The sequence below is a fragment of the Sneathiella limimaris genome (assembly GCF_012932565.1).
GTDB classification, from domain to species: domain Bacteria; phylum Pseudomonadota; class Alphaproteobacteria; order Sneathiellales; family Sneathiellaceae; genus Sneathiella; species Sneathiella limimaris.
Window position 1 is genome coordinate 321,711 of sequence record NZ_JABBYJ010000003.1, and the last position, 12,479, is coordinate 334,189.

Annotated in this window: 16 protein-coding genes; 9 read left to right on the forward strand and 7 right to left on the reverse strand. The window is 51.4% G+C overall.

Annotated features, from left to right (window positions below; all coding sequences use genetic code 11):
• Positions 1–3 precede the first annotated feature (3 nt).
• The 3 genes from HH301_RS17160 to HH301_RS17170 are packed head-to-tail and all read right to left on the reverse strand — an operon-like array spanning position 4 to position 1,709.
• On the reverse strand, positions 4–945 hold the full coding sequence (locus HH301_RS17160) for a helix-turn-helix transcriptional regulator (protein WP_169570270.1): 942 nt from the start codon (positions 943–945) through the stop codon (positions 4–6).
• A 4-nt stretch (positions 946–949) separates the two neighbouring features.
• A complete protein-coding gene (locus HH301_RS17165) occupies positions 950–1,276 on the reverse strand; it encodes a hypothetical protein (RefSeq protein ID WP_169570271.1) in 327 nt (108 codons plus the stop codon).
• Between the two features lie 7 nt (positions 1,277–1,283).
• Complete coding sequence (locus HH301_RS17170; protein WP_169570272.1) at positions 1,284–1,709, reverse strand: DUF2141 domain-containing protein; 426 nt, start codon at positions 1,707–1,709, stop codon at positions 1,284–1,286.
• A 103-nt stretch (positions 1,710–1,812) separates the two neighbouring features.
• On the opposite strand from HH301_RS17170, the gene HH301_RS17175 reads away from it, so the two are divergent.
• Positions 1,813–2,160 carry a RidA family protein gene (locus HH301_RS17175; protein ID WP_169570273.1) on the forward strand — a complete coding sequence of 116 codons (348 nt, stop codon included), beginning with the start codon at positions 1,813–1,815 and terminating at the stop codon, positions 2,158–2,160.
• A gap of 86 nt (positions 2,161–2,246) precedes the next feature.
• Here HH301_RS17175 and HH301_RS17180 read toward each other — a convergent pair whose 3' ends face one another.
• Complete coding sequence (locus HH301_RS17180) at positions 2,247–2,537, reverse strand: DUF1330 domain-containing protein (protein ID WP_169570274.1); 291 nt, start codon at positions 2,535–2,537, stop codon at positions 2,247–2,249.
• Between the two features lie 87 nt (positions 2,538–2,624).
• Here HH301_RS17180 and HH301_RS17185 point away from each other — a divergent pair, with 87 nt between their 5' ends.
• The 3 genes from HH301_RS17185 (at position 2,625) to HH301_RS17195 (ending at position 6,832) form a co-directional block, all read left to right on the forward strand.
• The gene (locus tag HH301_RS17185) at positions 2,625–3,488 is read left to right on the forward strand and encodes an urea carboxylase-associated family protein (protein WP_169570275.1); all 864 of its coding nucleotides are present in this window, start codon (positions 2,625–2,627) and stop codon (positions 3,486–3,488) included.
• Positions 3,489–3,685: 197 nt separating this feature from the next.
• Positions 3,686–4,327, forward strand: a complete 642-nt coding sequence (locus tag HH301_RS17190) for a hypothetical protein (RefSeq protein ID WP_169570276.1) — start codon at positions 3,686–3,688, stop codon at positions 4,325–4,327.
• A 174-nt stretch (positions 4,328–4,501) separates the two neighbouring features.
• Positions 4,502–6,832, forward strand: coding sequence for a methyl-accepting chemotaxis protein (locus HH301_RS17195; protein WP_169570277.1), 2,331 nt, complete (start codon positions 4,502–4,504; stop codon positions 6,830–6,832).
• 84 nt (positions 6,833–6,916) lie between these two features.
• Here HH301_RS17195 and HH301_RS17200 read toward each other — a convergent pair whose 3' ends face one another.
• The gene (locus HH301_RS17200; RefSeq protein ID WP_169570278.1) at positions 6,917–7,594 is read right to left on the reverse strand and encodes an ArsR/SmtB family transcription factor; all 678 of its coding nucleotides are present in this window, start codon (positions 7,592–7,594) and stop codon (positions 6,917–6,919) included.
• Between the two features lie 73 nt (positions 7,595–7,667).
• Here HH301_RS17200 and HH301_RS17205 point away from each other — a divergent pair, with 73 nt between their 5' ends.
• A complete protein-coding gene (locus tag HH301_RS17205; protein WP_169570279.1) occupies positions 7,668–7,982 on the forward strand; it encodes an NIPSNAP family protein in 315 nt (104 codons plus the stop codon).
• A 4-nt stretch (positions 7,983–7,986) separates the two neighbouring features.
• Entirely contained in the window at positions 7,987–8,331 is a 345-nt protein-coding gene (locus HH301_RS17210; RefSeq protein ID WP_169570280.1) for an antibiotic biosynthesis monooxygenase family protein, read from the forward strand.
• A 3-nt stretch (positions 8,332–8,334) separates the two neighbouring features.
• On the opposite strand, the gene HH301_RS17215 is transcribed toward HH301_RS17210, so the two are convergent.
• A complete protein-coding gene (locus HH301_RS17215) occupies positions 8,335–9,132 on the reverse strand; it encodes a sulfotransferase domain-containing protein (RefSeq protein WP_169570281.1) in 798 nt (265 codons plus the stop codon).
• A gap of 120 nt (positions 9,133–9,252) precedes the next feature.
• A complete protein-coding gene (locus tag HH301_RS17220; RefSeq protein ID WP_169570282.1) occupies positions 9,253–9,732 on the reverse strand; it encodes a MarR family winged helix-turn-helix transcriptional regulator in 480 nt (159 codons plus the stop codon).
• 328 nt (positions 9,733–10,060) lie between these two features.
• On the opposite strand from HH301_RS17220, the gene ectA reads away from it, so the two are divergent.
• The 3 genes from ectA to HH301_RS17235 all read left to right on the forward strand — a co-directional run bounded on the left by ectA (position 10,061) and on the right by HH301_RS17235 (position 12,419).
• Positions 10,061–10,615 (forward strand): diaminobutyrate acetyltransferase, encoded by a 555-nt coding sequence (ectA, locus tag HH301_RS17225; protein WP_169570283.1) that lies wholly within the window; start codon positions 10,061–10,063, stop codon positions 10,613–10,615.
• Between the two features lie 64 nt (positions 10,616–10,679).
• Positions 10,680–11,954, forward strand: coding sequence for a diaminobutyrate--2-oxoglutarate transaminase (ectB, locus tag HH301_RS17230; protein ID WP_169570284.1), 1,275 nt, complete (start codon positions 10,680–10,682; stop codon positions 11,952–11,954).
• A gap of 63 nt (positions 11,955–12,017) precedes the next feature.
• Complete coding sequence (locus tag HH301_RS17235) at positions 12,018–12,419, forward strand: ectoine synthase (protein ID WP_169570285.1); 402 nt, start codon at positions 12,018–12,020, stop codon at positions 12,417–12,419.
• Positions 12,420–12,479 lie beyond the last annotated feature (60 nt).

The window sequence follows — 12,479 nt, forward strand, 5'->3', positions numbered from 1 at the left end:
GGATTAGGCCCTGTCAGCACTTCGATATTCGCCGGGCGTCATGTTCAGTGTCCGGCGAAAATCCCGCTGGAAATGGGCCTGATCAGAATAACCACAAGCGTAGCCAATTTCCGACAGACTTTCAGTCCCTTCCAGCAGCAAGTCGCAGGCTTCCGTGATCCGTACCTTTCGGGTCAGGCTGGAAAAAGAATGCCCCTCCGACTTGATCTGCCGTTGCAGGGTTCGGGGCGATACAAATAAGGATTTTGCCGCCTCTTCCAACTTCCAGAGCCGGGCCACATCTTCAGATAACAACCCGCTAAGGCGTTTTACCATCGTCTCCTCAGTGTCATTAGGCGAAACAGGCAACTCTTTCTCTGATGGTTTTTGCCAGCGAACCATCCAGTCACGGCCCTCACCCGACAATTTGACATTGGTCTTTTCAGACAGTGGCCAAGAAAATGTCACGCCGTCCATCTCAACCCGAATGCCTTTCATCCCGATCAAATCCAGCAACCCACAAAGAAGCCCACAGATCAGGATGTTTTCTGCTGTGCTTGGCGCGACAGCTCCTTTCCAGAAGCGTTTACAACTCCAGGAATTATCTTCAAGCGATGTGATTTTCAATCGGTGACTGGCATGGTTATACCGCTCCAGCCGCATCCATTTTTGCGCCAGCACATTTGGATCTGCACTTTTCAGCAAAATCCGCCCGATCGGTGCATCCCCGATTTTGTTCAGATGCTGCCCTACAGACAGAATTGGTGCCGCACCGCCTACCTCAAAAGCATGTTTTACCAGTTTGGTTTTTGCCGCTGCATCAAATACACCAGATGCATATGGGTTGGGCGGGATGAAGCCCTCGGGGATTAACCCCTTATCCCTGTCTTTGAAAACCGTCCAGATCAGGGTCACCAACTGGGTGTTCGAAAATCCACTGTCTGGCATTTTAGGCTGGCGGCTCAAAGGCTCATCCTCCCCGGATCAAGGGGGCAATCAGGCGTGCGGCCCCAACAAGCAAGGCCCCGTATAGAAACGGCTGCACCAGAAGAACAAGCGTCCCTACCGGCAAACTTATGACACCCAGTTTCTCCTGCCCTATCAAAAATGGAACCTCTCCATACGGTTGTCCGGTAACCCACAGGCCGATCGCTTTGATCAGGTACCAGGCATTAAAATATTCAGCCACATGTCCAAGCCACGCATCGATCAGTAATTGGATGATCAGCGCAGCAAGTGCGGTTATCAACACTGCCGCACCGGGCGACGATTTGCAAAACTCAATATATCCGAACATGGGTTCCTCAAAAATAGCTGAGTAAAATTGTCTGGCGAACAGGCTCTGCCCTTAAGGAAAACGTGGCCGCCGCATCCGAGGGCGGTCCCAGAAATCCCTTGGCATTGTTGGAAACACCAACCCCCTCCTTTGGAATACCAAAAAAGTTTTTATCCAGCTCTCCATTGGCGTTTTCATCATGGGCGATGGAAAAGGAATAATCCCCCTCCGGCAAGTCTTTGAGCACCAACTCAACAGGAGCGCCACTTGCGAGGGTTTTCGCTCTGCGAAATACCTTATCAAATTTCAAGAAATTCCCCGCTTGAAACAAGGTCACCCGAACATCACCATCCGCACTTCGAAGCCCTTGAACCTGAATATGTATCTCTGCTGCCCAAGCAGGGTTGACGAGCAACAGCAGGAAAAGAGATAGTAGCCATCTTCTGGAATTCATTTCCTTGGATCCTCCTTCAATTGGAAGCTCAGTGTAGAAATGATTTCATCCAGAATATTGAATAATTACGCCACAATCCTTGAGCTGAAAGACAGAGGAAAATATGTCAGAAATTGAACGGCGCCATGTCGGCGCCCGCATGAGCCAAATCGTCAAGCATAACGGAACCGTCTATCTGGCCGGACAGGTTGGCAATCCTGCTGGCACCCCTGCCGAGCAGACAAAAGACATTTTGAACAAAATTGACGAGCTTCTGGCGGAAGTCGGCTCCGATAAAACCAAAATCCTGCAGGCAACCATCTGGCTGTCCTCCATCGATTATTTTGCCGAAATGAATGAAGTTTGGGATGCCTGGGTTGCCGAAGGCCATACCCCAGCACGAGCTTGCGGCGAATCTGCTCTTGCGACACCTGACTACAAGGTGGAAATCCTGATCACCGCTGCCGCCTGAGAATAAAGATACCAGATCATGGCTGCCGCCTGATCATGGGGATTCTCCAGTGGGCAAACTGCCCACTGGAACAGAATTTAGACGCCTTACTCGACGCCCTCAACCATCACAATATCTGCAATCCCGGCATCCTTCCGATGCTTTTTGGCCGCATCATACTCATCTGAATTATAGCAATTCAGCGCTGTTGCCATATCCTCAAATTCGATCACCACATTCCGGGCATGCCCCTTGCCTTCGACCTGCTTGAAATTCCCGCCTCTGGCGAGAACCTTGGCGTTATACTTCTCAAAGGCTTTGCTCGCTTTTTCAGCGTATTTTGCATACGGCTCCGGATCGGTGACCGTTACATGTGCAATCCAGTATGCTTTGGGCATTGAAATTCCCCCTGTCAGAAGTCAAACTAAAAAATCAGGCAGCCATACTCTCACATTTCACTGAGATTGAAACCGGAAATTCAGATCATGAAACCAACACCGCAGAACCCCGCCCCCACCGATGCAGAAACACGTAAAGCCGTAGAACCGGTTATCTGTTATCCCTCCGACAGTCTGAACGAAAGCGGGCTTGGTTACAGGGCGCACCTGCGCGAGGATCTGGAGCTTCTGGATACAGTCACGGTTCCACCCCGCGATGCCCGGTGTTTCGAAGTGGCCGCAGGGAACTTTTTTCGGATCACCTGCCCTGATGGGCCACAAGTGGGAGATCTGAACCTTTGGCAGCAGCATAATCTGGATGAAAAATTCTTCAGTGGCAAAACCCGGGCACTGCACGGCACCCATGTAGGTGTTGGCGATCGGCTCTGGAGCTCCCTGCCCTATTTACGTGCCCTCGCGACAGTAACTTATGACACGCTGGACTGGTACGGGTTTGATGCGTTTGGCGGCGGTGTGCATGACGTCATCGGAACCCGCTGTGATCCCTATACAAACACACTCCTTAACGACACAGAATATCATTATTGCTGTCACTCCAATCTGACCCGCGCCTTAATGCAGGAACGTGGCCTGGACAAAGACCAGGCAGAACGCGCCGTTCACGATGTGCTCAACGTTTTCATGTGTACCGGCTTCACCCAGAACACCCATCAGTATTTCATGAAGGCAAGTCCGGTTCGTAAGGGCGACTATCTGGAATTCTTTGCAGAAACAGATCTTTTGGGAGCTCTCTCCACCTGCCCCGGCGGGGATTGTTCGACTATTCACTCCAGTGAGGAGGCGGCCTGTTATCCGCTTGAGATTGAGATTTACAAGAGCCGGATCTCGCTCCCAGCAGACTGGACCCCACCCGATCCATCAGGCTATTCCAGAAATCATGGGCTCACGTAAATCGACAGAATTTACCGTGTGACAATTATCATATTATTCAGAAGTTAACCAACAAACTTCACCGAATATTAGGAATGAAAAGTTATTGTCATTGACATCAGGCAGCCCTTAGCTTATTGCGCTGCAGCATAATTTTTGACCGATCGAGATTCAGATGAATTTCGATCACAGTAGCTTAATCGTTTGAGTAAATGACAATGACCGTCAAAGCAAAATTTCTGGCCGTTCTGGCCGGCTTCTTCCTGACCCTGTCTTCAGCCGCTGCTGCTCCTGTCAGCTTCATCGACAATGGTACTTATACGTCTGACACCCAAAGTGGTCTTGAATGGCTGGATGTGAACCTCACTGCAGGTCGCAATTATTTTGATGTCTCTTCTGAGCTTGGCTCCGGCGGTGAGTTTGAAGGCTGGCGCTATGCCACAGCCCAGGAATTTCTCGGACTGATTTCCAATTGGACCGGCATCACGGTAACCGTACAGCATCAGGTTGTCTTTGCTGAAGGTCTGCTGGATGGACTGGTTAGCTTGCTCGGCCCAACCTCAGGCGGTGTTTTTGCGGAAGGGTCTAACAACTACTTCATTCGTGGCGTGCTTGCCGATAAAGTTGGCGACTGGCATCATCAGTCAGCCTTCATTTATGATATGGATCATGTGGAAAATGACGCTGACTATATCTATGGCAACGGTGGCCCATATTCTGATTACAGCATTGAAGGTAAATATGGCGCCTTCCTGGTTCGGGACATTGCAATTTCAGCTGTTCCGCTGCCCCCTGCAATTCTCATGTTTGGCGCGGCGATCATTGGTTTGGGACTGATCAGCCGAAAACGGTTTCACTAACGCAAACCGACCTCCCCAACACTGAATTTTGAAAAGCTCGAGTGTCATGCTCGGGCTTTTCTCGCATTTGGTTTTGCTAAAGAATTTTTTAACTACCCCTCCTTATAGTTAATCGCCTGTCCTTCATTCAAGGGAGACCTGTACGTGGTTACGGGGGGATAAGGTGTGAAAAATATGTTTAGTAAAATGAAGGCTCTGTTTAAGAAAAAAGAGAAACAGGGCACCTCAACCGAACAGACCTACAGCAAGTTCGGCATTGGCTATCGACTGATTGCTGCGTTCTCAATTGTCACCGCGCTGACAATCATTATTTCCGGTCTTGGCTGGTTCAGCTTTGATGTCCTGACAAGTGCTCAGAACAAAACGGCTGGCAAAGATATTCCGGCGATCACGCAGGCCCTGAAACTGGCCAATGATGCCTCAGAAATTTCAGCTCTGGCGCCGCAGCTCGGCCTGTCCAACACAGCGGAAGATCGCAAAGAAAATCTGGACCGACTGAACGCTTCTATCAAGCGGGCGCAAGACCGGCTGGAAGAGTTGAAGAAATATATCACGGACGAAGACGCCCTTAGCTATATCGCGCAGGATCTTCAGGCCCTGGCACCGATGGTCAATACCTTGGACATGAACGTATCCGACCGTCTTCGCTATGCGGCCCTGCGTCAGGAACGCCTCAAACAACTGCAGGAATTCCGGAACATTCTGGATAAAGGCGTCAGCTCCATGCTGATCCCGATCCGCCTGAAGATGTTTGACACTTCTGATCAGTGGATTGAAACCCTGGAAAAAAGCATTGAAACAGCTCTGAAAGGGACAACACCTGAATATAATGTGGACCCACTGACACAGAATATGACAAATGCCATGACCGCCCAGGAATCTGTTTTCCGGGTGCAGGCTTCCGGTTTCCTGCTGGTGAGTCTGTTGGCTGAAGGGGCGCTTGCAGAAACGCCTGAAGATGTCGAAAACCTCTCCAATGCATTCCTGTCTTCCATCTCCAGCATGGCAACACCGCTTGCCAAGATCAATTCTGGTGAGACAGCCAAATTTGCTCAGAAGTTTGAAGAACTTTTCCAGAGCATGCTACAGATCGGCACTAAGGGAACTGAAGACGAAGTGATCTTCCAGATCCGCAAGAACGAACTCAGTTCCATTGCCAATTCAACCGATGCCATGACACAGACCCGCGCATTGGCTGAGAATCTCTCCATTGATGTGAACAGCTTTGTCAATTCAGTCGAAGCAAGCGTTAAAGCTGCGGCAGCTGAAAATGGAAAACTGGCAGAGCAGACCAAGTTGATGCTTCTGATTGCGGCCGCTATCTCCGTGATTATTGCCATAGCTATCGGCTGGCTCTACATCGCACGCAATCTCGTTAAACGTCTGTTGATGATGGTGGAAAGTGCTCGCAAGCTCTCCGAAGGGGATCTGGAAAGTAGCATCTACCGCGAAGGCAACGACGAAATTGCCCGCCTTGGCTTTGCCATTGTCGGCTTCCGCGATAATGCGCGTGAGGCGAAAGCCGCCCGCGAGAAAGAAGAGGAAGCCCGGGTTCGTCGTGAAAAAGAACGCGAAGAAGCTCGCGTTGCCGAAGCAGAGCGCGAACGCGAAGCGCAAGCTGAGAAAGAACGTCTTGCACAAGTGGCAGAAGAGGAAAAACGGGCCGAGATGCAGCGCCTTGCCGACGAGTTCGAAGGCAGCATCAAGCATCTGGTGGAAAGCTTCTCGCAAGCCACATCCGTCATGACCAACATTTCCGGTTCCATGACAGATAGCGCTGGTCAGACGACAGCTCTTACACAAAATGTGGCGAACGCTTCCCAGCTCTCCTCCAACAGCATCAATTCTGTTGCGGCGGCAGCTGAGCAGCTCTCCTCTTCCATCTCCGAGATCAGCCAGCAGGTTGGTCAGGCGGCCAGTGTCGCTGGTGAAGCGGTGTCAGAGGCAGAACGCTCCAACATCATGATCACCGGCCTCAATGAAGCTGCGGCCAAGATCGGTGATGTGGTCTCCCTGATTAGCGACATTGCTGAGCAGACGAACCTCCTGGCGCTCAACGCGACCATTGAGGCGGCCCGCGCAGGCGATGCCGGTAAAGGCTTTGCTGTTGTGGCGAGCGAGGTGAAAAACCTGGCGACCCAAACCGCAAAAGCCACCGAAGAGATCACCAATCAGATCAAGTCCGTGCAGACCGAAACGGGTAATGCGGTGGATGCCATTGGCAGCATCAGCACCACCATCGGCCGCATCAGCGAGATCAACACAACGATCTCTGCCGCTGTTGAGGAGCAGGGCGCTGCCACCACCGAAATCAGCCGGAGCGTCCAGCAGGCCGCCTCCAGCGCGAACGAGGTGACGGAAAACATCAACACGGTGAACGAAACCGCCAGCAAAACAGGTCTTTCTGCCTCCGAAGTGCAGGAAGTGGCCAAGAAACTGGCAAACGAAGCGGGTAACCTGCAAGGCGAAGTCGATCGCTTCCTGCAGCAGGTCCGCAACGGCTAAGCGGATCACCTATCCCACCAAAAAACCCCGCTTAACCGCGGGGTTTTTTACTGCAGGTTTTTGAATTACTTTATTGTTTCAAGCTCACCCAAAAAGTCCCAGCATTTCCTGCTCACCTTTGGGGGAGAACTTGATGATGCGGGTGCCATCGATGCGTTTGGCCCAACCTTTTTCGTAAAACCGCTCCAGAAGCGCGGAGCCGAGGCTACCGGCCAGGTGGGTACGCCGCTCACTCCAATCAAGGCAGGACAGGCACATGGGGCGCCGGGCCGCCTCCAGGGCGCTAAGATCAATGCCAAACTGATCGAAACGACTGCTGCCCTCTTCTGTCAGCAGAACTTCCTGCCCCTTTTCCTGCAATAACCCCTTGGCGACCAGCCCATCATAGAGCCGGACACCCATGTCCCCGGCCAAGTGGTTATAACAAATCCGCGCCTTTCGAAGTTCCGGATCGCGGGGACCTGTGCGGGTTCGAAGAAGCCCCCTCTTTGCGGCGAGGCCCATAAGCGCTTCCAGTGCCTGGCCCACTTCCTCATCGGCGAGGGTAAAGTATTTATGCCGGCCCTGTTTGCGCGTGGCGATCAGGTCTGCCCCTTCCAGTTTCTTCAAGTGCGTGCTGGCGGTTTGCGCTGTAATCCCTGCCTCCGCTGCAAGCTCGGTCGCAGTGAGTGCCTTACCCGACAGCAAAGCTGTCAGCATATTGGCGCGTGCTGGATCCCCAATGAGGGAGGCCACAAGGGCAATATCCGGTCCTTCTTTCATAGTTCGATACTAATCGAAACATCACTGCATCACAAGCGACTATTCTCCGCCCTCAATTACGAAGGAGAGAGTTATGCTAACCTGTTTTATTCAATACCAAATTGACCCTACCAAGAAAGCCGCGTTTGAGGAATATGCCCGCAACTGGGCGATTGCCATTCCCCGAAACGGCGCGGAGCTCGTGGGGTATTTCGCACCCCATGAAGGCTCCACGACGCTGGCTTACGGGGTTTATCATATTGAAAATCTCGCCGCTTATGAGCAATATCGACAACGCCTGGCGGCAGATCCGCTGGGCCAGAAAAATTATGAATTTGCGATGCGGGAGAAGTTTATCCTCAAAGAGGATCGAACTTTTCTGAAAAACGCATCCCTGATCCGGGAGTAAACTGATGATCGCCATCATTTTTGAAGTGGAACCGGCTGAAGGCAAGCGCGATGCCTATCTGGACATTGCCGCCAACCTGAAAGCGCATTTGAGTGAAATTGACGGGTTTATCTCGGTTGAGCGGTTCCAGAGCCTGACCAACCCGGACAAAATGCTCTCCGTCTCGTTTTTCGAAACCGAGGATGCTGTAAAGCAATGGCGGAATCTGGAGGTGCATCGTCAAGCGCAAGCCGCTGGGCGGAGCGGTATCTTCAAGGGGTATCGCCTTCGTGTTGCCTCCGTCATTCGAGACTACGGGCTTGAAGAGAGAACAGAAGCCCCGGATGACAGTAAATCCGCCAATGGATAGGGCTTAGTCCAGATACTGATACCCGTGGTGATATTGCAGGTTCTCGCGGATTGTTTTTTTGAAAAATTCCATATCCTCAGGGCTGTACCATTCCATAGGATCGCGCTTGTCAAAGCGGACAAACTTTTCCGTGTCCGCTTTGGCCGCCATTTTTTCCCGGCTGCTTTCAGCTACCGCAAATTCTAGGCTTTCGTCCGGCATCTCAATACCGAAATGGGTAAAAATCCGGCGCATCTGCTCTTTGGCGTCGGTTTTCAGATCCTCATAATAAAGGACAATGCTTTTATCAGGAAAGCGCTCCATGGTCCGGCCCCAGCGGTTATAAAACCGCATATGCCACCAGATATCAGCCCAGTGCTTATGCCCATTTTTATCGCCCCGAAGGAACTCGCTGAAGGACATATGCAAGGTCTCTCCCTGCCATTTTTCATAATAGGAGACCAGCGCATGGCGAATATCCCGAAACAGGATAGCCGTCGGCGGGACTTCAAGAAACGAGCGCACAATCCGGCTATCGTAAAGCCGATGCGGGATCTGATGAGTGCTGGCAATCCGCGGGGTATCCGGGTAAAGCGGCGTATGTTTTGGATGACCAATAAAGTCGTTGCTCTTGGCGTTATCCGTGTGCTGCGGCGTGGGGTGACCATGTTTATGGGCAATGGCGCAGCTCATCATATATTTCAGCCAATGAGTCCCTGAATGCTGACCGGTCACCAGATATCCCTGGAAATTCCGGTATTTCAGGATGGAGAAATTGGACATATCCCGCCGAAACGCGTGAAATCTGAAAACTGTATCCATGCCGCCTCTGCCCGTCGTCTATGGGTCTTGCCTTAAAATTGATCGGCCCCTTTTACACGGAAATGCCGTGCCTGAACACCGCTTATTCTAAGGACCTCCCTGCACTCCCAAACCGATAGCTTAAACCGGTGTCTTGTCGATAGCGCCGGTATGCAGAACAGGCGCTGCGTCAATGTTGGAGGCGCCCATCATGCTGGCCACACGCCCCATGGCAGCAGCAATCATGCCCTGTTCCCAATCTTCCAGCTCTTCAAATTTTTCGGAGAATCGATCCTGCAAGGCGGTTGGCGCCTGGCTCAGAAGCTCCTCGCCCGCATGTGTCAAAACCACATAGACTTTTCGCTTATCAGTCGAGCCCCGCTCGCGCATGACCAGTCCCCGGCCTTCCAGCTTATCGATCAGGCTGCTGATCGTCGCCTGGGATAAATTGACTTCTTTGGCGATCGCACCGGCCGTCATTTCGTCTCCGGATTTCAAAGCCTGCATTGCCAGCAATTGTGATGTGGACAAACCCGTCTCCCGCGCCAAACTTCGACCACTCAGGTCCGTTGCCCGCATAATCTGACGGAGTGCGACAAGTGTTTCCTCAAGCCGATCCATTCCAGAAATTTCCCTCTAAAAACCTCTATTTACAAGCCAGGTCCCACAAATACAGCCAATTTTGGCCCCCATCAACTTGTTTCAGAAGCCTAAATATTTTAATGCCTAAAATTTTGCCTATCAAAGTAATATTATTTTAATATTCCGCCACTATGTTGCAGAAATCCGGGATTTTGGTGCCTAAATTTCAGATTTTTGCTCAAAAAATTGTCAAAAACCCCTTGAAATTTATTTCGATAGCCAATATGTTCCGACGGAACTTGAACATAAATCAAGAGGAATTGACCCAACAATTTCGACATTCGAAGGAAAATGGGCAATTAAAATTATGCGGACACTTAGTACGGGGACGTTTGGACCGGGCTCCAATCCCTTTGTCATTGACACCCCATCGGCAACCGATGGGTCTGAAGTAAACGATCTTATTGCAAACTGTCAGCCACTGGATGAAAACTCAGTATACTGCAATCTCTTGCAGTGCACTCATTTCGCCAGCACGTCTGCCATCGCCAAGGCAAATGACGGCGTATACGGGTTTGTTTCTGGATACATCGTACCGGAAGCACCTCACCGCCTGTTCATTTGGCAAGTCGCTGTAGATGAGGCGGCCAGAGGTCATGGTCTTGCCAAGCGGATGATTTTGGACATTCTGTCCCGTCCGGTCTGTGAAGACGTGACAGAATTGCATACCACCATTACCCCAAGCAATTCAGCCTCTCAGGCTCTGTTCAGCTCCGTTGCTGACAGCCTTGATACCAAAGCTGAATCCAAGCTTGTATTCGATCGGAACCGTCACCTGGATGGTGCTCATGAGAGCGAGCATCTGTGGATCATTGGACCGTTCGACAATATGGCTGAGGAACTGGTGAAAAAAGCTGCCTGAGGCAGTGACTGAAACGCACCAAACCGAACCAAATTTTCAAAAATTAAAATTGGAATATGAGATCATGACTATCTTTGACAAAAGAGAATCTGAAGTCCAGAGCTATGCGCGCTCTTTCCCAGTAGAATTCACTCGGGCAGAAGGCCCATACCTGATTACAGCCGATGAAAAACCTTACATCGACTTTCTAGCAGGTGCCGGTAGCCTGAACTACGGCCACAATCATCCTGTCTTGCAGGAAGCGCTTGTGGATTACATCAAATCTGGCGGGATTACCCACGGACTGGATATGCACACCAGCGCCAAACGGAAATTCCTGGAGGCTTTTGATAAATATATCCTCTCCCCACGGGGCATGGATTATCGCATTCAATTTACAGGCCCAACAGGTGCTAACGCAGTCGAAGCTGCGCTGAAACTGGCACGCAAAGTCAAAGGCCGGGAAAATATCATCAGCTTCACGAATGGCTTTCATGGCGTGACCCTGGGTGCGTTGGCCGTCACTGGCAATGAACATCATCGCGGTGCTGCTGGCGTCACCCTGGGTGGCACGACCCGGGTTCCGTTCGACGGATATCTGGGGAGCGGAATTGATACGACAGAGTATCTGGACAAGCTTCTCTCCGATGGAAGTAGCGGTGTCGATTTACCTGCTGCTGTAATCGTGGAAGCCATTCAGGGCGAGGGTGGCCTCAATGCTGCCCGGATCGACTGGCTGCAAAATCTGGAAGCGGTTTGCCGCAAGCATGATGTGCTGCTCATTCTTGATGATATTCAGGCCGGTTGTGGTCGGAGCGGCAGCTTCTTCAGCTTTGAGGATGCCGGCATTAAGCCAGACATGATCACCCTGTCGAAATCCCTCTCCGGTTATGGCCTTCCTTTTGCCATCACCCTGTTCCGCCCAGAGCTGGATCAGTGGAAACCGGGTGAGCATAACGGAACCTTCCGTGGCAACAACCACGCTTTTGTGACAGCTGCTGCCGCGCTTGAGGAGTTCTGGTCCGACGATGCCTTTATTGAACAGGTCAACGAAAACGCCCGTGTTCTTCACCATCGTCTCCTGGAAATGACCCTGAAATATGGCAAGGGCAGCCTAACAGGCCGCGGTCGCGGCATGATGCAAGGCATTGCCTTTGAAAACGGGGAAATCGCAGGCCGGATCTGCGCTCATTGCTTTGAAAACGGTTTGGTCATTGAAACCAGTGGTGCCGATGATGAAGTCGTCAAAGTTCTGGCGCCGCTAAATATTCCAGCAGAAGTGCTGAACCAGGGTCTCGATATTCTGGAAGAAGCCGTTGCTCTGGAAATTCCTGCCTCCCGCGCCCGTGCCGCTGAGTGAGTCCTCGCTCGGGAGAGCAATTAAACCAAATCATTAACTGAACGAAGTTCAAGAGGATCTATTATGTTTGTTCGCACTTTACAGGCGGCGGAAAAATCCGATCGCCGTGTTACATCTGAAACTTGGGAAAGCACACGTCTGGTTTTGGCCGATGACAACATGGGCTTCTCCTTTCACATCACAACGATTTACGCCAACACCACAACAGAAATGTGGTACCGCAACCATCTGGAAACGGTTTATTGCATCTCCGGTGAAGGTGAGATCGAAACCCTTGATGATGGCAAGGTTTACCAGATCGTGCCGGGAACTGTTTATAACCTTGATAAACATGACAAGCATGTGTTGCGCGCCCGCACCGAACTGAAGCTCGCCTGCGTCTTCAATCCGCCTGTCACAGGTAAGGAAGTGCACGACGAAACCGGTGCGTATCCGGCTCCTGAAGACATGAAGAAGTCGGCTTAACCAGCCACCAATCGTCAGAAGACGCGTAGCTTAATATTTCAGGGGTCTGAAAGGGCCCCT